This is a genomic window from Streptomyces sp. NPDC041108 (assembly GCF_055592645.1).
Genome location: NZ_JBVIYK010000002.1, coordinates 28,254 through 50,383, shown reverse-complemented (window position 1 = coordinate 50,383; position 22,130 = coordinate 28,254). Strand labels below are relative to the sequence as shown.

At 72.4% G+C, this 22,130-nt stretch carries 17 protein-coding genes; 12 read left to right on the top strand and 5 right to left on the bottom strand.

Annotation, left to right across the window (positions count from 1 at the left end):
- Positions 1 to 3 precede the first annotated feature (3 nt).
- Together ACZ6BB_RS06195 and ACZ6BB_RS06190 are read left to right on the top strand one after the other, a co-directional pair.
- A complete protein-coding gene (locus ACZ6BB_RS06195; RefSeq protein WP_471614159.1) occupies positions 4 to 2,226 on the top strand; it encodes a bifunctional glycosyltransferase/CDP-glycerol:glycerophosphate glycerophosphotransferase in 2,223 nt (740 codons plus the stop codon).
- Positions 2,223 to 3,503 (top strand): hypothetical protein, encoded by a 1,281-nt coding sequence (locus tag ACZ6BB_RS06190; RefSeq protein ID WP_471614158.1) that lies wholly within the window; start codon positions 2,223 to 2,225, stop codon positions 3,501 to 3,503. The genes ACZ6BB_RS06195 and ACZ6BB_RS06190 overlap by 4 nt, the downstream gene beginning before the upstream one ends.
- Before the next feature lie 143 nt (positions 3,504 to 3,646).
- On the opposite strand, the gene ACZ6BB_RS06185 is transcribed toward ACZ6BB_RS06190, so the two are convergent.
- Positions 3,647 to 4,060 carry an organic hydroperoxide resistance protein gene (locus ACZ6BB_RS06185; RefSeq protein ID WP_471614157.1) on the bottom strand — a complete coding sequence of 138 codons (414 nt, stop codon included), beginning with the start codon at positions 4,058 to 4,060 and terminating at the stop codon, positions 3,647 to 3,649.
- Between the two features lie 129 nt (positions 4,061 to 4,189).
- Here ACZ6BB_RS06185 and ACZ6BB_RS06180 point away from each other — a divergent pair, with 129 nt between their 5' ends.
- From ACZ6BB_RS06180 to ACZ6BB_RS06155, 6 genes are all read left to right on the top strand, one after another.
- The gene (locus tag ACZ6BB_RS06180) at positions 4,190 to 4,705 is read left to right on the top strand and encodes a MarR family winged helix-turn-helix transcriptional regulator (protein WP_471614156.1); all 516 of its coding nucleotides are present in this window, start codon (positions 4,190 to 4,192) and stop codon (positions 4,703 to 4,705) included.
- 325 nt (positions 4,706 to 5,030) lie between these two features.
- On the top strand, positions 5,031 to 6,623 hold the full coding sequence (locus tag ACZ6BB_RS06175; RefSeq protein WP_471614155.1) for a glycosyltransferase: 1,593 nt from the start codon (positions 5,031 to 5,033) through the stop codon (positions 6,621 to 6,623).
- Between the two features lie 73 nt (positions 6,624 to 6,696).
- Positions 6,697 to 7,668 carry a UDP-glucose 4-epimerase GalE gene (galE, locus tag ACZ6BB_RS06170; protein WP_471614154.1) on the top strand — a complete coding sequence of 324 codons (972 nt, stop codon included), beginning with the start codon at positions 6,697 to 6,699 and terminating at the stop codon, positions 7,666 to 7,668.
- Positions 7,669 to 7,857: 189 nt separating this feature from the next.
- Positions 7,858 to 8,292 (top strand): DUF6507 family protein, encoded by a 435-nt coding sequence (locus ACZ6BB_RS06165; protein WP_471614153.1) that lies wholly within the window; start codon positions 7,858 to 7,860, stop codon positions 8,290 to 8,292.
- Positions 8,289 to 10,772, top strand: a complete 2,484-nt coding sequence (locus tag ACZ6BB_RS06160) for a hypothetical protein (protein ID WP_471614152.1) — start codon at positions 8,289 to 8,291, stop codon at positions 10,770 to 10,772. Before ACZ6BB_RS06165 ends, ACZ6BB_RS06160 begins: the two co-directional genes overlap by 4 nt.
- 20 nt (positions 10,773 to 10,792) lie before the next feature.
- Positions 10,793 to 11,422 carry a hypothetical protein gene (locus tag ACZ6BB_RS06155; RefSeq protein WP_471614701.1) on the top strand — a complete coding sequence of 210 codons (630 nt, stop codon included), beginning with the start codon at positions 10,793 to 10,795 and terminating at the stop codon, positions 11,420 to 11,422.
- Positions 11,423 to 11,522: 100 nt separating this feature from the next.
- Here ACZ6BB_RS06155 and ACZ6BB_RS06150 read toward each other — a convergent pair whose 3' ends face one another.
- Entirely contained in the window at positions 11,523 to 12,023 is a 501-nt protein-coding gene (locus ACZ6BB_RS06150) for a DUF6174 domain-containing protein (protein WP_471614151.1), read from the bottom strand.
- Between the two features lie 113 nt (positions 12,024 to 12,136).
- Entirely contained in the window at positions 12,137 to 12,775 is a 639-nt protein-coding gene (locus ACZ6BB_RS06145) for a TetR/AcrR family transcriptional regulator (protein ID WP_319366677.1), read from the bottom strand.
- A gap of 178 nt (positions 12,776 to 12,953) precedes the next feature.
- Here ACZ6BB_RS06145 and ACZ6BB_RS06140 point away from each other — a divergent pair, with 178 nt between their 5' ends.
- Both ACZ6BB_RS06140 and ACZ6BB_RS06135 read left to right on the top strand, forming a co-directional pair.
- Positions 12,954 to 13,901: an ABC transporter permease gene (locus ACZ6BB_RS06140; protein WP_471614150.1), complete on the top strand. Its 948-nt coding sequence runs from the start codon at positions 12,954 to 12,956 to the stop codon at positions 13,899 to 13,901.
- Between the two features lie 16 nt (positions 13,902 to 13,917).
- Positions 13,918 to 14,739: an ABC transporter ATP-binding protein gene (locus ACZ6BB_RS06135; RefSeq protein WP_471614700.1), complete on the top strand. Its 822-nt coding sequence runs from the start codon at positions 13,918 to 13,920 to the stop codon at positions 14,737 to 14,739.
- A 26-nt stretch (positions 14,740 to 14,765) separates the two neighbouring features.
- Here the strand turns inward: ACZ6BB_RS06135 and ACZ6BB_RS06130 are convergent, their stop codons facing one another.
- Together ACZ6BB_RS06130 and ACZ6BB_RS06125 are read right to left on the bottom strand one after the other, a co-directional pair.
- A complete protein-coding gene (locus ACZ6BB_RS06130) occupies positions 14,766 to 15,884 on the bottom strand; it encodes a glycosyltransferase (protein ID WP_471614149.1) in 1,119 nt (372 codons plus the stop codon).
- On the bottom strand, positions 15,881 to 18,778 hold the full coding sequence (locus ACZ6BB_RS06125) for a bifunctional glycosyltransferase/CDP-glycerol:glycerophosphate glycerophosphotransferase (RefSeq protein ID WP_471614148.1): 2,898 nt from the start codon (positions 18,776 to 18,778) through the stop codon (positions 15,881 to 15,883). The genes ACZ6BB_RS06130 and ACZ6BB_RS06125 overlap by 4 nt, the downstream gene beginning before the upstream one ends.
- Positions 18,779 to 18,934: 156 nt before the next feature.
- Between ACZ6BB_RS06125 and ACZ6BB_RS06120 the strand changes: the two genes are divergently transcribed.
- Together ACZ6BB_RS06120 and ACZ6BB_RS06115 are read left to right on the top strand one after the other, a co-directional pair.
- Positions 18,935 to 19,984, top strand: coding sequence for a serine/threonine-protein kinase (locus ACZ6BB_RS06120; RefSeq protein WP_471614147.1), 1,050 nt, complete (start codon positions 18,935 to 18,937; stop codon positions 19,982 to 19,984).
- A 220-nt stretch (positions 19,985 to 20,204) separates the two neighbouring features.
- Complete coding sequence (locus ACZ6BB_RS06115) at positions 20,205 to 22,115, top strand: serine/threonine-protein kinase (RefSeq protein ID WP_471614146.1); 1,911 nt, start codon at positions 20,205 to 20,207, stop codon at positions 22,113 to 22,115.
- Positions 22,116 to 22,130 lie beyond the last annotated feature (15 nt).

Sequence of the window (22,130 nt, the reverse complement as noted above, 5' to 3'; positions counted from 1 at the left end):
GTCATGCCCCGTTTCAGTGTCATCGTCCCCGTGTTCGAGGTGCGGGGCTTTCAGCGCGCGTGCCTCGACTCGGTCCTGGAGCAGTCGTACCGGGATCTGGAGGTGATCGCCGTGAACGACTGCTCGCCCGACGGCAGCGGCGCGATCCTCGACGCGTACGCCGCCCGCGACCCGCGGGTACGGGTGCTGCACCTGCCCGCGAACGTGGGCCCGGGCCGTGCCCGCAACGCCGGACTGCCGTACGCCACAGGGGACTTCGTGCTCTTCCTCGACGGCGACGACACTCTCGTACCGGGAGCGCTGCGTGCGCTGGCGGACCGCCTCGACGAGGCGGGGGACCCCGATGTGCTGGTCTTCGACCACGTCCGCGCGCACTGGTGGGGCGAGACACGGCACGCCGGCCCCGCACCCCTGCTGTCCGAGGACGGCCGGGGCACCTTCACGGTCGCGGACCGCCCGCGGGTCCTCGACCTGCCGACGGTCGTGTGGAACAAGGCCTACCGGCGGGAGTTCGTCGAGACGCACGGCTTCCGGTTCCCGCCGGGTCACTACGAGGACACGCCCTGGACGTTCCCGGTGCTGTTCGGCGCCGGGCGGATCGCCACGCTGGACCGGATCTGTGTGGCCCACCGGCAGCGGCGGCACTGCGGCCTCCTGTCCACCACGAGCCGCGGGCACTTCGACCTGCACGACCAGTACGAGCGTGTCTTCCGTCATCTGAACTCCCGCCCCGGGCCGGCGGGGTGGCGTGCCCTCGTGCGGAACCGGATGGCCGAACACTGCCTGTCCGTCCTCGCCGAGCCGGACCGGGTGCCGTCGGGCGACCGGGCCGAGTTCTTCCGGCGGACGGCCGCGCTGTACCGGAAGTACCGGTCGGACGACGGTCCGGCGACACCCGAGCACCGCGTGCTGGAGGGCGGCTGGGCGGCCTACCGCGCCCGGCGCCGCGTGACCTTGGTCCGTACCGCGCTCGGCGTACACGGGGAGCGATGGCGAGCGGCCGGCGCCGAACTGGTCGGGCGGGGCTGGTCCCTGGCCCATGAGCGGCTGCCGCTGGACCCGGGGCTGGCGCTGTACTCGGCGTTCGCGCACCGGGGCGTGCTCGGGGACCCGGCGGCCGTGTACCAGGCCGCCCGCGATCTCGCGCCGCACATCCGCGGCGTGTGGGTGGTGCGGCCGGAGCGGGTGGCGGCGCTCCCGCCGGGGGTGGAGTACGTGACGCCGGACTCGGCCGAGTATCACCGGCTGGCCGCGCGGGCGACGTACTTCGTCGGCAACACCCCCTGGCCCGGCACCCTCACCAAGCGGCCGGGCAGCGTGCACGTCCACACCCACCGGGGGACCCCGCTGAAGTTCATGGGCGCCGACCTGCTGCACAGGCCGGGTGCCCGGCTCGGTGCGGACGTGCCGGAGACGCTGCGCCGGGCCGACCGCTGGGACCACAGCCTCGTCGCCAACCGCCACTCCGAGCTGGTGTGGAGCAGGGCGTATCCGTGCGGGTTCACCTCGCTGCGCACCGGCAGCCCGCGCAACGACGTCCTGGTGAACGCCGGGCCGGACGACGGTGCGCGGGTCCGTGCACGGCTGGGCGTCCCGGCCGGGCACACGGTCGTGCTGTACGCGCCGACGATCCGCGACCACCGGCGGGGAGGCCACGTCGAACGCCTCGACCTGGCCCGGTTCGCCACCGATCTGCGGCGCAGCCTGGGCGAGGCCCACACCCTCGTCGTACGGCTGCATCCCTCGCTCGCGGACGGCCCGGCGCGTGGTTTCGGGCTCGCCGAGCTGCACCGGCGGGGTGTCGTCGTGGACGCGACCGACGAGCCGCACGCCGAGGAGGTGATGCTGGCCGCCGACGTCCTCGTCACGGACTACTCGGCCCTGATGTTCGACTACGCCAACCTGGACCGGCCGATCGTCCTCCACGCCGACGACCATGACGCCTTCGCGGCGAGCCGGGGCATGTACCTCGACATCACCGCCGACCCGCCCGGCCATGTGTCCCGTTCCTACCGGGAGTTGGCCTGGCTGTTCGACTCCGGGCAGTGGCAGGACGCGGAGTCGGCGCGGCTGCGGGCCGGGTTCCGGGAGCGGTACTGCGAGTTCGACGACGGGCGGGCGGCCGAGCGGGTCGTCCGGCGGGTGTTCCTGGGCGAGCGGGCGGTGGCGGTGCCCGCGCCGAGGACGGCCGGGCCGGTGACGAGCTCGGGCTTCGTGTTGTCATGAGGGCGCGGGCGTGGGTGCTGCTGCTCGCCGCCGGTTTCGCGCTGCTCCAGTTCGCGAGCGTCACCGGGCGCGCCACCCCCGACACCAAGAACTACGTCGCGTACGCCCTCGCTCTCGGCGGCGCGAGTCCGCGGGAGGCGGCGGCCGGGGCCATCGACCACTACTGCGGGAGCCGGGCGGCGACGGCCGAACGGAAGCAGGGTGTGGACGTGGTGCGGTTCCGCGCGCCGAGTCCGGCCGCGCGGGTCGCCGAGGAGTGCCGCCGGGAGCTGTGGCGGAAGGTGGACCGGGGACTGGCGGCCGGGCGGACCGAGGGCTTCATCCCTCCGTTCGCCGCGGAGCGGTTCCAGCGGATCTTCGAGGCGCGGCCCGGGTATCCGGTGCTGCTGGCACCGTTCGTCGCCGTGTTCGGGGTCGTGTGGGGGGTGTGGCTGGCGAGCGTGCTGATCGCGGCGACCGGGGGCGTACTGGCCTTCCTCGTCCTGCGCGCCGTCCGCGCCCCCACTCCCGTGGCCCTCACGGGGCAGGCCCTGTACTACGTCCTCCCGTGCGGGGCGACCGCCATGCGGCCCATGACCGAGGGAGTGCTGCTGGCCCTGACGCTGGCGGCGCTGTGGGGGTGCGCGCTGGCCGCGGAGGGGCGGGTGCGGGCGGGGGTGTCGCTGGTGGGCGGGGCACTGGCGGCGCTGTTCACGGTGAAGCACTCGCAGGCGCTGTTTCTGGGGGTGTGTCTGGTGGGGGCGTGCGCGGTGGTCGCCGTACGGCGCGCACGCGGTGGTGGGCACGGTGACGAACGCGCGGGGCGCGGTGCGGTCGAGCCGTGGGTGCGGGCGGTCGGGGCCGTGTCGGCGGGCGCGGTGGTGTGCACGCCGGTGCTCGCCGGACTGCTGCGCTACCCCGCGTCCACCGAGAGTCTGCAGGACCTGCTCACCGACCACTACACCCACCCCGACCGGGTCCGGCTGTGGCCGGAGTTCCTGCGGCTGGAGTCCGCGTTCTGGGTGGAGTGGGCGCGCCGGCAGCTGACCCAGCCACTGTTCCTGGCCGCGCTGGCGGCGGGCGCGTGGGGCGCGGTGCGGCAGCGGCCGGTGTTCGGGTGGTTCGTGATCGCCGGCGCGTGCACGGGGATCCTGAACCAGGCCGGGCACCCGGACATCACCATCTGGGGCGACCGGCTGATCGTGGTGGCGTGGCTGCTGCCGGTGCTGGGGCTGCCTCTGCTGCTGGAGCGCGTCACGGCCCCGCGTGGCTCGCTCGACGTGGTGACGGCGAGCTGAGCCGGGGCCCACCGGGGGCCGTTCCTCGTGGTGTGCGCCGGCGCGGATCGCTGCGGGTGCACCGCCGCGGATCGCTCCGCGGCGAGGTGGCCCGGAGCGATCCGCGCCCGGTGATGCCGGGGGGGTTGCCGGAGGTGCCGGACCTACTCGACGACCAGCTCGACGGGGATGTTGTTGCGGGTGGCGTTGGAGTAGGGGCAGACCTGGTGGGCCTGCTCGACGAGCTTGCGGCCGGTGGCCTCGTCGACGGAGTCGGGGAGTTCGACGCGGAGGGTGACCTTGAGGGCGAAGCCCTCGCCCTGCTTGCCTATGCCGACCTCGGCGGTCACGGCGGCGTCGCTGACGTCGACCTTCGCGGCGCGGCCGACGAGGCCGAGGGCGCTGGCGAAACAGGCGGAGTAGCCGGCGGCGAAGAGCTGCTCGGGGTTGGTGCCCTGGCCGTGGCCGCCCAGCTCCACCGGGAGGGCCAGGTCGAGGTCGAGCTTGCCGTCGTTGCTGACGGCGCGACCGTCACGGCCGTGGGTGGCGGTGGCGACAGCGGTGTAGAGCGCGTCCATGGGAGAACCATCCCTTTCACAGGTCATCTCACGTCCGGCGGTCCGGTCCGACCGCCGTTCACGGGCTCCAGTAGAGCACACAATTCAATTGCCCACAACTAAATGGCGGACAGGAGTTACGCTGGATCCATGACCACGAGTGCCGTTCCCACGCCCGAGGGGGTCTCCGAGGAGATCTCCGGGCAGATCTCCGAGGAGGAGTTCCTCCGTCTCGACCGGCAGATCTGCTTCTCCCTGCACGCCGCCTCACGCGCCTTCAACGGCGTCTACCGGGTGATCCTGAAGGACCTGGGGATCACCTACCCCCAGTACCTGGTGATGCTGGTGCTGTGGGAGCGGGGCGAACTGCCCGTGAAGAAGCTGGGCGAGCATCTGCGGCTCGACTCCGGCACCCTCTCGCCGCTGCTCAAGCGCCTGGAGACGGCCGGTCTGGTACGCCGGGAACGCAGCGCGCGCGACGAGCGGTCGGTGGTGGTGCGGCCGACCGAGGCGGGCACCGCACTGCGCGAGCGCGCCCTGGCGGTACCGCGCCGGATCGTCTCGGCGACCACCTTCGACCTCGACGAGATCCGCGACCTGCGCGACCGCCTGGACCACCTGACGGCCGCCCTGGACGCGGCGGCACTGCAGCAGCCGGAGAACTGACCGCCGGCCCGGCCGGGACCGGCAGAGGGGCCACGAAGGTCCGACCGAGGGGCCGCCCCATCACCCGACCGAGCCGGTCGAAAACCCGGCGACAAGCCCACCCCGAAGCCCATCCCGAAGCCCGACCGAGCCCACCCGAAGGCTCCGCGGAAGGCCCCAGCACAGGCCCCGCATGAGGGACCGTCGGAGCATCAGCCCTGGACGTACCGCCCGAATTCGACCATCTCGCACGGAACCCCAGCCCCGAGCCCCTCTTCCCCACCGGGCCACAAAGCCTCTCTTAAGGGAAGATTGCGCATATATCCCTCACAGGTGCGGGGCAACCATGGCTCTCCAGCAGGCACAGGTCTCCGTCGTCGTCATCGGGTACGACGACGCCGCCCATGTGGCGGACGCCGTCCGCTCGGCGCTCGCGCAGGGGCCGGCCGTCCGTGAGGTGATCGCGGTCGACGACGGTTCGACGGACGGCAGCGCGGAGTTGCTGGAGCGGCTGGCCGAGGCCGAGCCCCGGCTGCGGACACTGCGGCGCCGGGCCAACAGCGGCGGCTGCGGCACCCCGCGCAACGACGGAGTGGACGCCGCGGCCGCGCCGTACGTGATGTTCCTGGACAGCGACGACGTGCTGCCGCCCGGTGCCGTGGACGCGCTGCTGGGCGCCGCCCTGGAGCACGACGCGCCGGTCGCGTCGGGGCTGTGCGTGCGCAAGGAGCTGCCGTCCGGCCGGGAGACCCCGTGGCACCCCGAGCTGTACGCCCGGCGCACGCTCGTACCCCATCCCGCCCAGCGCGTACGCCTGGCGCACGACACCCTCTGCGTCAACAAGCTCTACCGCACCGCCTTCCTGCGTGACCACGCGATCCGCTTCCCCGAGGGCCGCTTCCCGTACGAGGACTTCGTCTTCGGCGCGCGCGTGCTGGCCGCGGCGCCGCGGGTCGCGCTCGTCCCCGACCGGGTGTACGTCTGGCACGTGCGCCGCTCGGCCGCCCGGCTGTCCATCTCCCTCGACCGCTCGGGCACAGCCAACTGGCGCGCCCGGACGGAGGCCGACCGCCTGTCGTACGACATCCTGCTGGGCGCCGGCGAGAAGCGGCTGGCGCGGGCGACGCGGACGCGCTTCCTCGACCACTCGCTGCGGATGTACGCGCGCGAGCTGGACCTGCGCGGCGCGGAGTACCGGCGCGCCTGGTGGGCCGTGACCCGCGCGCACCTGACCTCCTTCGACGAGGGCGACTTCGCGGCGGCGCCCGCGCCCGGCCGGGTCGTCGCCCGGGTGATCCTCGCCGCCGAGGAGCCGCGCGACCTGGCCCGCCTCAAGGAGCTCGCGGCCCGCCCGGCCCGGCTGACCCCGCCCTACGCGCGCGCGGCCGACGGTACGCCCGTCTGGTCCGCGGAGCTGCCCCAGGTGGAGCTGGAGCATCTCCTCGTCCGCCCCGTGCACCTGCTGCCGGCCGCCGTCGACGCGGAACTGCGGCCACGCGCGCGCGGGACGAGGCTCCGGCTGCGGCTCCACGAGCTGTACGGGCGGATGGCGGAGGCGGGTCCGCTGAGCGTGCGGGCGGAGTTCACCGCGCGGGAGGACGGGCGGGTGGGGTTCGCCGGCACGGCCCCCCTCGTGGCCGAGGCGGACTTCGACAGCTGGACGGCGGACATCCCGCTGGACCTGGCCGCGCTGGGCGGCGGGACCTGGGACCTCCGGCTGCGGCTGCGCTTCGCGGACGGCACCCACCGGGACACCACCGCGCACGCCGTCGCGGGCGCCGGGCTGCTGCGCCGGAGCGTACTGCCAAGCACACGCCACGGCGTGCTCCTCGCACAGCCGTACGCGACGCACGCGGGGGCGCTCGCGCTGCGCCTCGCGCCCGGTCGGCGAGGCGCGACCGACGTGGTGCTGCGTCGCCTCAGGCGCCTGCTTCACTGAGAACCGACTGATTGCACCTGCATCATCACCATGGCGTCACGCATCGCCATGGCCTACGAGGGGACGGTCGTCCATGACCTGGCTGATCACCGGTGGCGCCGGATACATCGGGGCGCACGTGGTGCGCGCGATGCTCGACGCGGGCGAGGAGACCGTCGTCTACGACGACCTGTCCACGGGGGTCGCCGAACGGGTGCCCGACGGCGTGCCGTTGGAGATCGGCTCCACCCTCGACGCGGAACGGCTGGCCCGCGTGGTCCGGGACCGGCGCATCACCGGCGTCGTCCATCTGGCGGCGAAGAAGCAGGTCGGCGAGTCCGTCGAACTGCCGCTGCACTACTACCGGGAGAACGTCGAGGGCCTGCGCACCCTGCTGTCGGCCGTCACGGACGCCGGGGTCGCGTCCTTCGTGTTCTCCTCCTCGGCCGCCGTGTACGGCATGCCCGACGTGGACCTCGTCACCGAGGAGACGCCGTGCGTGCCGATGAGCCCCTACGGCGAGACCAAGCTGGCCGGCGAGTGGCTGGTACGGGCCACGGGCCGGGCGACGGGCCTGTCGACGGCCTCCCTGCGCTACTTCAACGTGGCGGGGGCCGCGAGCCCCCGCCTGGCCGACACCGGTGTCTTCAACCTCGTCCCCATGGTCTTCGAGAAGCTCTCCGAGGGCGCCCAGCCGCGGATCTTCGGCACCGACTACCCGACCCCCGACGGGACCTGCGTCCGGGACTACATCCATGTCGTCGACCTGGCCGAGGCCCATGTGGCGACCGCGCGGCGGCTGCGCGAGGCCCCGGGCACCGACCTCACCCTCGACATCGGGCGCGGGGAAGGCGTTTCGGTGCGGGAGATGATCGACCGGATCACCGCGCTCACCGGCCACGACGTGTCTCCCGTGGCCGTCGGGCGGCGGCCCGGCGACCCCGCGCGCGTCGTCGCCTCGGCGGACCGGATCGCCGCCGAACTGGGCTGGAAGGCGCGGTACGGCGTCGACGACATGATCTCGTCGGCGTGGGCGGGCTGGCAGGTGAACCACCCCACACGGTGAGAAATCCGGGGAGAACCGTGACGGGATCGTCGTACCGTGGGAACTGTCCGGTGCCGTTTGCGCGTGTGTACTGAGGGAAGCGAACAGGGATCCGACGCACGAGCGCGCGAAGCATGCGTGAGCACGACGGGCAGCGACGGGCGAGCGACGTAAGACGTATCCGACAGGGGCGTTACGGGGGTAGCGGCGATGCCGGCATGGGACATCGATCCGATCAACGTGCAGACCACGCTGAAGTCGACCGGTGAGGCGGCGGGCGGCCTGGAGAAGGCCGCCAACTCGCTGGTGTCGAACATGGCGAGCGCGGCCGAGTCGGCCGGAACGGCCGTGCCGGGCGGGCAGTTCAGCGGGCCCATGGTGGGGCCGGTGGCGGCGGGCACCCCCCGGGTGCCGGTCGGTCCGGTCGCGGCGGCCCTGAGCAAGTACCTGCAGGAGCGGCAGCAGAAGCTGGCGTACATGGCGCAGCGGACCATCGATTCCGTGCAGGGCGCGGCCAACGCGACCAACGCCTATGTCACGGGCGACCTGGACATGGCCGCCGAGCAGCAGGCCAACGCCCTCAAGGCGACGGTGGTCCCACCGCCGCCGGGTGTCGACGGCAACGGCGGGCAGGGGCCGAAGTGAGCGACGACATCCCCGTCATCCCGGAGGAGGTCCCCGAGTTCACCGGCAACCTGGAGCTGCTCGACCAGAACATCGCGGGCGTCCGTTCGGCCGGCACCTCCCTGAAGGACTCGGGCGCGGCGATCCACACCCGCTTCGGCGGTCTCTCCGCGTACTACAAGGCCCCCGAGGCGGAGGCGCTGTTCGCGACGACGGCGCCGGTGGCCGCCAAGGGCGACGAGTTCGCCACCGAACTGGAGACCGTGGCCTCGGCGCTGGACACGTACGCCGCCGCCGTCGGCCCGCTGAAGCAGAAGTTCGACCAGCTCCGCCAGGACGCCGTCGCCTTCCGCGCGAAGATCGCGGACGACGACGAGTGGCGCGCCGACGGTGACCTCGTCGAGGAGAACAACAACCGCCGCTCGGACATCAACGCCGCGTACGCCGCGTTCCAGGCGGCCGAGCGCGACTGCTACAACAAGATCGTCGCGCTGGTCGGGGGCGAGGCGCTCGTCGTCAACGACGGCTCGAACAAAGAGAACATGTACGGCTACCGGGGCGAGGACCTGAACAACGCCGGCGGGCTGCCGTGGGGCGACCCGGTCGAGGAGTCCAACCCCTGGTACTACATCCACGAGCACGTCTGGGACTTCGCGGTCGGCTTCGTGGTCGACGGGGTGTGGGGCACGATCAAGGGCCTGGGCACGCTGGTCGGCTTCAACGGCTGGGACGCGGCGGGGCAGGCATGGGTCGGCCTCGGCAAGCTGGCGACGGGCATCGTCATCATGTCCAACCCGGTGACGGCCGCCGCGTTCTGGCTCACTCCCGACGACAAGCTGCCCTCCTGGATCCGCGATTCCCGTACGGCCGTCGTGGAGACCGGCAAGGCGCTCATCGCGTACGACGAATGGGGCAAGAACCCGTCCCGCGCGGCCGGGGCCGTCACCTTCAACGTCCTGACCACGGTCTTCACGGGCGGTGCGGGCGGCGCTGTCTCCGGCGCGGGCAAGGCGGGCGCCATCGCCAGGGCCATCTCCTTCGCGGGCAAGGCCGGCAGAATCGTCGATCCGATGACGTACATCACCAAGGGCGTCGGCGCGACGGCGGTGAAGATCAGTGACGTCATGGCGAGCCTGCGCGGCATCACCGACGGCACGCACATCAAGCTCGGCGAGGGCACGTACCAGATCGCCGATCCGCCGAACATCGCCGACGAACTGCCGTCGGGGCTCACCCCCGAGAACTCCGTCCGCATGGAGACGCCCACGGGCGAGGTCGTCTACCTCGACACCGACACGCTGATCGTGCACAACGCCGACGGCACGGTCCGGGAGTCCCTGGACGGCATCAAGCACGAGGGGACGGCCACCGAGCGGGGCGTCGATGTGGGGTCCCGGCAGCCCGAGTTGGTGGGCGCGGGGGCCAAGGTGGGCGACGGCGGCTCCGTCGTCGGACGCGACGGCGACGATCTGGGCGGGACCGGACGGGCCGGGGAAACCGGCCTGCCCGGCGGTCGCGCGGGCGATCTTCCGGGAGGCCGCGCCGACCATCTGCCCGGCGGTCGCGCCGACGACCTGGGCCGCGGGCCGTCCGGGAGCCACGAGACACCGACCGGTGGCGGCGGCCCACGGGGCGGAGAGGGCCCGACGGGCGGCGGACACGGTGAGCGCCCCGCGGGTGGGCACGGCGAGACGCCCGGCGGCGGCCACGGGGAAGGCCCCGGTGGCGGCGGGCACGGCGAAGGACCCGGTGGCGGCGGCCACGGGGACGGACCCGGCGCAGGAGGTGACGGACCCGGCGGTGGTGACGGCCCCGGCGGCGACGGAGCCGGCGGTGGAGACGGCCCCGACAGGCCCGACTTCAGCGAGGGCGACGCGACGCCCACGCCTCCCACCGGACCCATGCGGCCCGACCAGCAGGCCGACGTCGTGAACGCGCTCAACAGCGACAAGCTCAAGCTCAAGTCGCAGGACCTGGAGCGCATGCTCACCCAGCTGAACAAGAGCCCGTACGGAGCCGGTATCGCGGCGCACATCACCCGTGGGGACCTCGCGGACATGCCCGGCTACAAGGACCTCCTCCTCCAGGTCAAGCAGGGTGACATGACGCCCTCGGTGCACATGGCCATGGAGCACGCGGCGGATCTGAGCGCCCGGGGTGCCAAGGACGTGGCCTTCGAGTTCAAGGCGCCCGGCGACAAGCTGGACCTGGATGTGCTGGTCAGGGCGGGTGACAGGATCGAGTACGGCGTCCAGCTCAAGGACGTGCAGTCGGTCTCCGGCATCAACTCCGCCGCCAAGAAGATCGCCATCAAGCAGCTCGCCGGTGAGATCGCGGGCCAGAAGGTCGCCATCCTCGACATCCACGACGTGAAGGGCGCGGTCACCGATGACATCCTGAGGTCTGTCGAGAAGCACGCCAAAAGGATCAACGCCACCTTCGAACTGCGTTTCCAGGACGGCTCGATCACCATCCCGGCCAACGGCCCGACCTATCCGTGAGGAATTCCGTGTCCCTTCTCATGCGCGCCCCGAAGGAATGTGCGTCGTGGACGTGGGAGCTCGACGAGTTCGCACCCCCGGGCCTGGACTCCGCGCTGTCCGTGGCGGCCCGGATGTGCGCCGTGCTGCGCGAGCACGAACTGCTGGTACCCGACAGCCTCGAATGGGACTGGTTCGTGTACGGCAGCGGCGGCACCGGGCTCATCACCCGGATGGCGCTCCAGGGCCCCATGGACGACGAGGACGTGCCCCGGCGCATCGAGCGCAGCCGCCCCGTCGGCTTCCCCGACGCGTCGGTCGGGAGCGTGCTCGTGGTGGGTTCCGGGACCTGGATCGACGCGACGGGCGAGAAGCGCGGGGAACACCGACTGGTCGAGCTGACGGTGGCCCCCGACGCACCCGGCATCTGGGCGGAGCTGGCCCTCTTCCACGACGTCTGGGGCCCGTTCGACTTCCGGGGCGAGCCGCATCCCGAGGTGCAGAGGCAGAACGCTCCGCGCCTCGCGGCGGCCCTCCGGTCGCTCGACGCCGTCCTGGGCACCCCCGCCGAGCCCGGCGAGCCGACCTACTTCGGCTCCGCCGAGGGCCACGGCATCAAGCCCCCGGACGTCGTCGACGGCCGGGGCCCGGACCTGACCGACCTCTTCTGACCCGCGCCCGCACCAGCGCCCGCGCCCGCGCCCACCCCCGCTCTCACCCCCACAGCCCGCGCCCCGCGTCGCCGCCGAAGCCGCACCTGACGCGGGGCGCTCAGCCGGCGCCCGCCTCGAGGGCCCCGATGAGGTACTCGGCCTCGTCGTCGATCGCGTTCTCGGCCGGGTCCAGGATGATCCGCGAGGGGTGGCCGTCGGGGGCGTACTCCGCCTCCGCCGTGTCCGCCCCCTCCTGCCAGGCGGTCTCCAGCCTGTCGATCAGGTCGCCGATGCTGGGGACCCGGCCGGGCCCGTCCGCCAGCGCCTTCCTGCCGTCGCTGTCGAGACCGACGGCCCCGGCGACCTCGCCGTCCCGGACCGTCACACGGAAACGCCCGGTCAGGACCTGCGAGGTCGAGGTGAGCGTGTAGACGTACGAGGCGGGCTCCTGCCACATGACCTTGTTCGCCGCCGTGGTACCTCCCGGCGACGTGCTCTCGGTCGACTTGGGGGAGGTGATCCCACCGTCGCAGGCGGCCGTCACCCCCGTCGTGCCCGCGACCAGCGCGGCGGCGAGGAGCACGGAACGAGCACGGAAGCGTAAGCGTACGAGAGTCACGGCGACCCCATTCCTGAGCGACTGTGACCAAGACGCCGCCCGCACGGAAAACGTTCAGCCGGGCCGGCTCCCCGCGCACCCGGTGCCGCTCCCGCCCGGCCCCCTGCCCGCCCCTACAGGGCCCGCAGCGCCGCGGCCGTGGCCCGCGTCAGGCTCTCCAGATACCCCTTCGGCAGCTTCGGCGACCGCACCACCACCGACCGCCAGTACAGCGGCCCGAACATCACGTCCAGGGCGAGATCCTCGTCGGCGTCCGCCCCGACCTCGCCGCGCGCGACCGCCGCCGCGACGATCCCCGTGGCCACGCCCTGCTGGCCCTCCCGCAGCGCCTTCCGCATCGCCTCGGCGATCTCGGGGTTGCGGGCGGCCTCGGCCTGGAGGTCGGGGATGATCTGGCCGGCGACCGGGTGGCGCAGGGCTCGGGACGTGACCTCGTAGAGCAGCCGGAGGTCGCCCTCCAGCGAGCCCGTGTCGGGCATCGGCAGGCCCTGGACGGCGACCGCCGAGACGAGGTCCAGCACCAGGTGCAGCTTGGAGCGCCAGCGCCGGTACACCGCCGTCTTGCCGACGCCCGCCCGGCGCGCGATCCCCTCGATGGACATCCGGGCATAGCCGACGGCGGCCAGTTCCTCGAAGACCGCGGCCCGGATCGCCTCGGTCACGTCCTCCCGGAGCACGGCCGCCCCGGCCGGGGCCCGGCGGCGCGGCCGTGGCGGCGGCTGCGCTGCGGAGGGGCCGGCGTTCGTCGTCATGCCCCCCAGCATAGGGCGCCACGACGAAACGGTTGCGTTCCGACGTCGAATCGGCTTACTCTCGCGTTGCGACGATACGGTCCCGTCCCGACGTAAGAGCCGGGCAAGGACGGCGCAGGAAGCCCGAGCGCCCGGCAGCCGAACACGGCGGACGCCCCCACTAGCGAAAGCAGCGGATGTGAGCCAGGTCCTCCACACCCCGCCACCTCCCACGGCGGCCAACCCCCCGGCCGCCCCGGGCGGCCGGAGCACCCCCGCCGAGACCCCGGCCCAGCTCGCCGAGCGGTACGGCCTCAGCGTCAGCGGGGCCCGCCCCTCCCTCGGCGCGTACGTACGGCAGCTGTGGGCCAGGCGGCACTTCATCACCGCCTTCGCCACGGCCAAGCTGACCGCGCAGTACAGCCAGGCGAAGCTCGGCCAGGTCTGGCAGATCGCGAACCCCCTGCTGAACGCGGCGGTCTACTACCTGATCTTCGGCCTGCTCATGGGCACCAAGAAGGGTGTGCCGGACTACGTCCCGTTCCTCGTGACCGGCGTGTTCGTGTGGACCTTCACCCAGAGCTCGATCATGGCGGGCACCCGCGCCATGTCCGGCAGCCTGGGCCTCGTCCGGGCGCTGCACTTCCCCCGGGCCTCGCTGCCCCTGTCGTACTGCCTTCAGCAGCTCCAGCAGCTGCTGTTCTCCATGGCCGCGCTGGTCGTGATCCTGCTGGCCTTCGGGGTGCCGGTGGCCATGTCGTGGCTGCTGATCGTGCCCGCGCTGGCGCTGCAGTTCGTGTTCAACGCCGGCATCGCGATGGCGATGGCGCGGATCGGCGCCAGGACCCCCGACATCTCGCAGCTGATGCCTTTCGTCCTGCGCACCTGGATGTACGCCTCGGGCGTGATGTTCAGCATCGACCACAAACTCGCCGACCGGGACATCCCGGCCTTCGTGCATCTGCTGCTGGAGTGCAATCCGGCCGCCGTCTACATCGACCTCATGAGGTTCGCGCTGATCGACAGCTTCCACGCGAGCCAACTCCCGCCGCACGTCTGGGCGATCGCCGCGGGCTGGGCGCTCCTCGCGGGCGTCGGCGGGTTCATCTACTTCTGGAAGGCTGAGGAGACGTACGGCCGTGGCTGACACGATCACCCCCACCATCACCGTTCCGGACGCGCGGCACGCACCCGGGCCGGACACCGCCACCGAGCCGGTCCCCACCGTCGTCGTCGACGGCGTCGACATCGTCTACCGGGTCAACGGCACCGGTGCCGGGCGCGGCACCGCCACCGCCGCCCTCAACCGCATCCTGCGGCGGAAGAAGTCCGAGAAGGCGGCAGGCGTACGCACCGTGCACGCCGTGCGGAACGTGTCGTTCACCGCGTACCGGGGCGAGGCCATCGGGCTCATCGGCACCAACGGCTCCGGCAAGTCGACCCTCCTCAAGGCCGTCGCCGGGCTGCTCCCCGTGGAGAACGGCCGCATCTACACCGACGGCCAGCCCTCCCTGCTCGGCGTCAACGCGGCCCTGATGAACGACCTGACGGGTGAACGGAACGTCCACCTCGGCGGGCTCGCCATGGGCATGTCCCGTGAGCAGGTGAAGGAGCGGTACGAGGAGATCGTCGACTTCTCGGGCATCAACGAGAAGGGGGATTTCATCACCCTCCCCATGCGCACCTACTCCTCCGGCATGGCGGCCCGGCTGCGGTTCTCCATCGCCGCCGCCAAGGACCACGACGTGCTGCTCATCGACGAGGCCCTGGCCACCGGCGACCGCTCCTTCCAGAAGCGCTCCGAGGCGCGGATCCGCGAGCTGCGCAAGCACGCGGGCACGGTCTTCCTCGTCAGCCACAACAACAAGTCGATCCGGGACACGTGCGACCGGGTGCTGTGGCTGGAGCGCGGTGAACTCCGCCTGGACGGGCCGACGGACGAGGTGCTGAAGGAGTACGAGAGGTTCACCGGCGGCAAGAAGTAGGCGCAGTGGGCGTCGCCGCCCTCACCTCACCTCTCCAGGAAGGTGAACAGCGCCTCCCACCGGTCCAGGATCTCCTCCGTCCCGTACCGCCGGATGTTCCTTCTCGCCGTGTCGCCCATCCGGTCCCGCAGGCTCTTGTCGGTCATCAACAGATCCAGCTTGCGGGCCAGTTCACCGGTGTTGCCGGGGGCGGCGAGGAGGCCGTCCTCGCCGTCGCGGACGATCTCGTGGACGCCGGGGGCGCAGTCGAAGGCGACGCAGGGCACGCCCATCGCCATGGCCTCCATCAGCGTGAGGGGGAAGCCCTCGCCCCGGGAGGACAGCGCGAAGACCGAGCCGGCGCGCAGGGCCCCGGGCACATCGTCCGTACGGCCCCTCCAGGACACCGAGTCGTCGAGGCCGAGGGCCGTGCACTGCTTGCGGAGCAGTTCCTCGTCCTCGCCGGAGCCGTGGACGAGCAGGGTCCAGTCGGGGTGGCGGGGTGCCACCTCGGCCCAGGTGTCGAGGAGCATGTCGACACCCTTCTCGTCGCTGAGCCGGCCGATGCTGACCACGGCCTTCCCGGTGCGCGGCGAGGGCGTCCGCGGCAGCCAGGGCACGGCGTTGGGCAGGTACGAGACGTTGTTGAGGCCCTCACCGATCCACAGGTCGGCGTCCTCGCGGGTGAGGACGAGCATCCGGTCGACGTCCCGGTAGTACGTCAGGACCCGCCGGAAGCGCGAGGAGCGCCGCGAGGCCGCGAAGGACTCGTGACTCATCCCGATGACGGTCAGACCGGTGGTGTCGGCGAGCCTCACCCACTCCATCGCCCACACCTGGGTCACGATGACCACCCCGCCGGGCCGCGCGGCCCGGAAGAGCCCGGTGAGCTGGGCCGCCCTGTCCCGTCTGCTCGCGTCCCGCGCGCGACCGGGAGGCGGCGGCTGTCCCTCGTACAGCCTGGTGGTGGGGTAGGGGAGTTCGCCCAGGTCGTGCGGGTCCTCGGGGGTGGCGATCCCGATGACGTGCACCCGGTGTCCGCGCCCGGCGAGGAGGCGGGCCAGGTGGTGTGACCAGCTGGTCACACCACCCGTCTCGTCCACGCTGTTGGACACCAGGAAGACGTCCCGTGCCCCGGCGCCTCGTGTCCCGTCCGAACCGGTCACCCGCGCCTCCACTCGGAGAAGAACTGGTCGACGACGCTCTGGGCCGCCGTCCCCTTGTCGTACTCGCCGAAGTCGGCCGTGAACCGCTCGCGCGCGGCGGCGTACTTGAGCGTCTGGTCCTCCAGCGGCATCGACCGCAGGACGCAGTGCAGCTCGTCCTCCGTCCGCACGACCGGGCCCGGCGCCCGTTCCAGCAGGTCGAAGTAGGTGCCCCGGCCCTCGTGCACGTACTCCTCGTAGTCGTACGCGAAGAACAGCATCGGGCGGTCGAGCAGGGCGTAGTCGAACATCACCGACGAGTAGTCCGTGATCAGCGCGTCCGCGAGGGTGAGGAGCGGGGTCACGTCGTGGTGGGCCGAGACGTCGACGACCCGGCCCCGGACCGACGGGGGGAGCACGACATGGTCGAGGTAGTGGGCGCGGACGAGGAGGACGTACTCGTCGCCGAACGTGTCGGCGAAGCGCTCCACGTCGAAGGGGAGGGCGAAGCGGCGCTGCCCCTGGTGGCGGAAGGTGGGGGCGTAGAGCAGGATCTTCCTGTCCACCGGGATGCCCAACTCGGCCGCCAGTGGCGGTCGTTGTGAGGACGGCCGGGTCCCCCGGGCGCGCACGAGCGCGTCGTTGCGGGGGTAGCCCACCCGCAGCAGCACCTTCTCGCGCAGCCGGAAGGCCCTCGCCAGGGTGCGGACGTCGTGCTCGGAGCGGATCAGGAAGTGGTCGAAGCGGTCGAGTGTGCGCTGCTGTTCGGCCTGCTCGGCCCGGGTCTTGAGCTTCCAGCCGGGTTCGTCGAAGCCCATGCGCTTGAGCGCGGAGCCGTGCCAGGTCTGGAGGTAGGTCGTGCCGGGGCGCTTGGTCAGCTTCAGCGGGAAACTCTGGTTGTCGATCCAGAACCCGGCACGGGCCAGCGCCCGCAGATACGGCAGGGACCAGCGGCGGACGAGGGTGGCGTCGGCGGGGAAGCCCTCCGGGCGGCCGGTGTAGGACCACACCGCCTCGAAGTCGAGACCCTGGCGGCGCATCTCCTCGTAGATCGCCCGGGGACTGTCGCTGTACTGCCGGCCGAGGTGGCTCTCGAAGACCACCAGGCGCCGGCGCATCGGCAGACGTCGGAACACCTCCTCGTAGAGACGGATCTTGGTGTCTCCCGAGGTGGCTCTCGCGCGCAGCGTCCTCGCCCTGCGGTAGCCGGACTTGGCGAGCCGGCCGGGTGTGCCCCGCAGCCCTCGGGTGACGAGGGCGTGGGCCTTCTTGTCGGGGACCAGCCGGAAGGCGAGGTGGCCGCGGGCGGAGATCCGCGGCTCGATCCGGTCGGCGACCAGCCGGGTCAGGCGCGGGCGGACCGGCAACGAGCCCGTGACGAGGCCCGGTTCGGCGGCGGTGAGCCGGCTGGTGGTGCGCTCGCCGTCGACGTCCAGGTGGAGGCGTACGTCCCAGACGGCGTCCACGATGCCGAGCGGGCGCAGCGTCCTCGCGATGTCCGCGGTCGCCTCCCAGGTGAGGTACGGCCCCTCGTGCCGGACGGTCGGCACCGGCACCCGGAAGGTCTGGAGGCGCACACCGGGGCGGCGGGCGTAGAACTCCAGCTCGGCGGTGAGCCGGGCGCCGGGCGGAACGATCCCGAGGGGGTTGGTGACGCGCCCGGCGAGACGGACACCGCCCCCGCCTCCCGCGTCCTGCTCGTACCGCGTCAGCTCGTTGCGCAGGAACAGCTTGCCGACCGGGCGGGAGTGGTGGCCGAGTTCGGTGACGTCCAGGATGCGGCGCGCGAACTCCCCCTCCTCTCCCGGGGCGTCCAGGTGCTCGGCGCACCAGTAGACCCGCCCGTCGCGCTCGACGAGCGGCGCGGAGACCTTGTCGCGGTTGGTGAGCGTGTCCACGGCGGGCAGCAGGTTGTCCCAGTCGCCCCGCTGCAGGAGGAAGGCGCAGACGGCGTGCACGGGGTCGACCTCGTCGTACGCGGCCGGGTCGACCGACGTCAGATAGGCACGGGCCAGCCGGGCGAACTCCGCACGGTAGGCCGCGTCACGGAAGGGCAGGTCCCGCAGGTGCAGCACCAGGTCGTGCTTGAGGAACTTGACGTCCTTGTGGAACTTCAGTTCCCCCAGGCCCCGGTCGTCGAGGAGCCGGTCCACCCGGCGGTGGATCTCCATGCGGTGCGCGAAGTTGGCGATCTCGGCCCGCCGGTTGCTGATCGAGACCGCGGCCGTCCCCGGGTTCTGGACGACGTTCCAGTCGTAGACCCGGTTGGGGATCAGGGTGATCCGGCGGGCGGCCGCGTACGCCTGGGCGGAGAAGAAGAGGTCCTCGTAGTGGATGCCGACGGGGAACAGCAGGCCGCCCTCGACCAGGAAGTCCCGGCGGTAGCACTTGTTGGTGGACAGGGTGTCGTAGACCAGGAGGTCGGGCAGCTCGGCGACCGAGTCGAGGGTACGGGTGCGGGCGTACAGCCACGGGTACCACTTGACCTCCTTGCGGGTGCGCGTGTCCACGTGGACGCGGACGCAGAGGCCGGAGACGAGGTCGGCGCCGGTGGTCTCGGCGGCCTCCAGCAGGTTCCGGCAGGCGTCGCGCTCCAGGACGTCGTCGCTGTCCAGGAAGACGACGTACTCGCCGCGGGTCTCCCGGATGCCCGCGTTGCGGGGCGCGCCGCAGCCGCCGCTGTTCTCGGGCAGCCGGTAGGCGCGCACGCGGCCCGGGTGCTCGGCGGCGAGGCGTGCGGCCACCTCGTAGGAGCCGTCCGTGCTGTGGTCGTCGACGATCACGACCTCGACGCTCCGCAGCGTCTGCTCCAGCACCGAGCGGACGGCCGTGCGCAGCCTGGCCGCGTCGTTGTAGACGATCACGACGACGGATACGGCGGGTCGCTGGTCCACGTCCGCGCTCACCCCACTCATCCCGTTCTCATCGGTTCTTCTCCCCTCTATAGACCGTGGTGCGGCTGGGGGCCACTTGGGCAGATGTATCCGCCGGTGCACGGGTTGCCGCATCCGCCACCGCCACAGCCGTTGCGCGATACGCTCCGGAGAGAGGCTGAGCGGAGGGGGCGGTCGATGCGCGGGGTGGTACCTGAGCCGCTGCGGGTGGAGGATCCGCGGGAGATCGCCGGGTATCCGCTGTACGCCCGGATCGGTGAGGGCGGCATGGGCACCGTGTATCTCTCCCGCAGCCGGGGCGGCCAGCCGGTCGCGCTGAAACTGGTCCGCCCGGAGTACGCCGGCAGCCCCGCCTTCCGTGAGCGGTTCGCCCGCGAGGTGGCCGCCGGGCGCCGCGTCTCGGGCTACCACCTGGTGCCGATCGTCGACCACGACGCCGGGGCGGAGCGGCCCTGGCTCGCCACCCACTACGTGCCGGGTGTCCCCCTCGACCAGGCCCTGGAGACCCACGGCCCGCTCCCCGTCCCCACCGTCCTGCAGCTGCTGGCCTGCGCCGCGTACGCGCTGGACGCCGTGCACACCGCGGGGGTGATCCACCGGGACGTCAAGCCCGCGAACCTGCTGCTCGCGGCGGACGGGCCCTGGCTGCTCGACTTCGGCATCGCGCGGGCGGCGGGCGCGGCCACCCTCACCACCGCCGGACGTCTCATCGGCACCCCTCGCTACATGTCCCCCGAGCATGCCCTCGGCCGGCGGGTGACCTCCGCGTCGGACGTCTTCGCGCTCGGTCTGATCGCCGCGGTCGCCGCCACCGGCGCCCACCCGTACGGCCGGGGCAATCCGCTGGCCATCGCGACCCGTATCGCCGCCACCGACGTCGCCCCGCCCGCCCTGGACGGCATCGGCCGGCCGCTCCTCGACATCGTGCGCCGCTGTCTCACCGCCGACCCGGCGTCCCGTCCCTCCGCGGCCGCCCTGGCCGAGCACTGCGCGGGAGCGGCCCGCCGGGACGTGCGCGACTTCAGCGGCTGGCTCCCGGCCCCGGTCGCCACCTCGGTGACCATCATCGAGACGGCGTTCCGCACGCTGTCGCTGACAGAGGCCCCGACGACCCCGGCCCCCCGCCCCCTCCTGTCGGAGGCCCCGACGGCCCGCCCCCTGCCGGCGACGGCCCCGATCACGGTGCGGGACGAGGAATGGCGCCACCGGGTCCGCCGGGACCCGTGAGCCCTGAAGAAACAGGCCCTGCGGGCCTGAAGAGCACGGGGCGCAGCCCCTGCTCCTCAGGGGCGCGGGGAACTGTGCGAGAAGCCCCACCGGACCCGCACCCGCCGACGAAACAGACCCCCCACCACCCCCCGCGTCCCACAATCTCCCGGGAACCGCAACACCCATCCCAACTGTCATAAGTGCCGTATAAGCTTCGGACCGCTTCAAGTGCCCAGGCATGGCACAGGAGTTCGGCACCGCATCGGGGGAGGCTCCCATCAGCAGCAGCACTGGCGACATCCTGAGCCCGCTGGGGCCGCAGGACCCGAGAGAGACCGCCGGCTACCACCTGCACGCCCGGATCGGCGAGGGCGGCATGGGCACGGTCTATCTGTCGCACACCCGCGGCGGCCAGCCCGTCGCCCTGAAGGTCATCCGCCGCGAGTACGGCCAGGACGCCGACTTCCGCCGCCGCTTCGAGCAGGAGGTCCAGGCGGCCCGGCGCGTGCAGGGCTACCACATCGTCCCGGTGGTCGACCACGACACCACCGGCGAACTCCCCTGGCTGGCCTCGGCGTTCATCGCGGGTATCCCCCTGCACGACGCCCTGGTGGGCTTCGGTCCGCTGCCCCTGCCCGCCGTGTTCCAGCTCGTCGGCTGCGCGGCCCGTGCCCTGACCTCCATCCACGCGGCCGGCGTCATCCACCGCGACCTCAAGCCCAGCAACATCCTGCTGGGCTCCCAGGGCCCGTACGTCATCGACTTCGGTATCGCCCGCGCCGCCGACGCCACCCATCTGACCCAGTCCGGCGGTCTGATCGGCACCCCGCAGTACATGTCCCCGGAGCACGCCCTCGGCGAGCAGGTCACCCCGGCCACCGACGTCTTCTCGCTCGGCCTGATCGCCGCCGTCGCGGCCACCGGCCGCCACCCGTACGGCGACGGCGGCGCCATCACCATCGCCGCGCAGATCGCCAACACCGCCCAGCGGCCACCGAGGCTCGACGGGTACGACGAGCGGCTGCGCCCCCTGCTGGAACGCTGCCTGACCGCCGACCCGGCCGCCCGCGTCGGCACCGAGGAACTGGCGGCGCTCTGCCAGGAGTCGGCGGGCCGCGGCCTCAGCGACTTCACCGGCTGGCTCCCGGCACCGCTCACCGCCGAGATCGCCCGCCGCGAGCAGTCGGTCCAGAGCCCGCCGCAGCCGACGGCCCCCCAGATGCCCGCCGCACCCCCGACCACTCCCCCGACGACGGCCTCGGCGGCCCCCGCCACCCCGCCCCACGACCCGGCGGCCCACGCCCAGGGAACCACCCAGGGCGCGCCCCAGCCGGGCCAGCCCACCGGCTTCGGGCCGCCGGCCCAGACGCAGCCCCCCGGCTACGGCTACCCGCCGCCGGCGACGGACACCTACCACCTCACCCCGCAGCCCCGGGCGGGCCAGGCCCCCGCCTCGGCCAAGAAGAGCCGCCGAGGGCTGAAGGCGGCCCTCGTCGCCCTGGCCCTCGTCCTCGTGGCCGGCTCGGGCGCGGCAGCCGCGGTGTACGTGCTGAACAAGGACGACAAGGACGGCACCGAGGCGAGCGACACGAAGGGCAGCGGCAAGGGCGACGGCACGGCCGGGGACAAGGGCACCCCGACCCCCGCTCCGACTGACGACGACGGAAGCGGCGGGGGCGACGGACAGAACGTCACCGACCCCTCCGAGTCCGCCACCGTGTCCGCGGACACCAAGTTCACCCTGGCCTTCGAGAATCAGTCCTTCGTCCTGCGCACGCCCGCCGAGAACTACACCTACATCGACCTGGACCAACCGAGCATCGACATCAAGGCCGAGATGAGGGACGAGGCACGGGAGATGTCGATCCAGAACGGCCAGTGGAACTTCGAGACCACGATGGGCAAGAGCAAGGGCCGCACCCTCCAGCAGTGCCGCACGGGTGCGGACACCGACGCCCTGCCGTCCCTCGTGGGCCCCGACGACTTCGGCAAGGACGCGATCATCCCCGAGGGCTCCCTCCTCTGCACGGTGACCAAGGACGGCAACCTCGTCATGTACGAGATCACCAAGCTGACCCCGGGTGAGTACAGCTGGGAAGTACCGAGCGTCGAGGGCAAGCTGACGCTCTGGAAGAAGAGCAGCGAGTAGCCCTGCCCACGCACG

What these genes read in the sequence shown, in the direction of transcription:
- galE (WP_471614154.1), top strand. Translation starts at nt 6,697, where the DNA reads ATGACCTGGCTGATCACCGGTGGCGCCGGATACATCGGGGCGCACGTG.
- ACZ6BB_RS06115 (WP_471614146.1), top strand. Translation starts at nt 20,205, where the DNA reads ATGGCACAGGAGTTCGGCACCGCATCGGGGGAGGCTCCCATCAGCAGC.
- ACZ6BB_RS06195 (WP_471614159.1), top strand. Translation starts at nt 4, where the DNA reads ATGCCCCGTTTCAGTGTCATCGTCCCCGTGTTCGAGGTGCGGGGCTTT.
- ACZ6BB_RS06180 (WP_471614156.1), top strand. Translation starts at nt 4,190, where the DNA reads ATGACCACGAGTGCCGTTCCCACGCCCGAGGGGGTCTCCGAGGAGATC.
- ACZ6BB_RS06120 (WP_471614147.1), top strand. Translation starts at nt 18,935, where the DNA reads ATGCGCGGGGTGGTACCTGAGCCGCTGCGGGTGGAGGATCCGCGGGAG.
- ACZ6BB_RS06145 (WP_319366677.1), bottom strand. Translation starts at nt 12,775, where the DNA reads ATGACGACGAACGCCGGCCCCTCCGCAGCGCAGCCGCCGCCACGGCCG.
- ACZ6BB_RS06175 (WP_471614155.1), top strand. Translation starts at nt 5,031, where the DNA reads ATGGCTCTCCAGCAGGCACAGGTCTCCGTCGTCGTCATCGGGTACGAC.
- ACZ6BB_RS06190 (WP_471614158.1), top strand. Translation starts at nt 2,223, where the DNA reads ATGAGGGCGCGGGCGTGGGTGCTGCTGCTCGCCGCCGGTTTCGCGCTG.
- ACZ6BB_RS06185 (WP_471614157.1), bottom strand. Translation starts at nt 4,060, where the DNA reads ATGGACGCGCTCTACACCGCTGTCGCCACCGCCACCCACGGCCGTGAC.
- ACZ6BB_RS06125 (WP_471614148.1), bottom strand. Translation starts at nt 18,778, where the DNA reads ATGAGTGGGGTGAGCGCGGACGTGGACCAGCGACCCGCCGTATCCGTC.
- ACZ6BB_RS06155 (WP_471614701.1), top strand. Translation starts at nt 10,793, where the DNA reads ATGCGCGCCCCGAAGGAATGTGCGTCGTGGACGTGGGAGCTCGACGAG.
- ACZ6BB_RS06165 (WP_471614153.1), top strand. Translation starts at nt 7,858, where the DNA reads ATGCCGGCATGGGACATCGATCCGATCAACGTGCAGACCACGCTGAAG.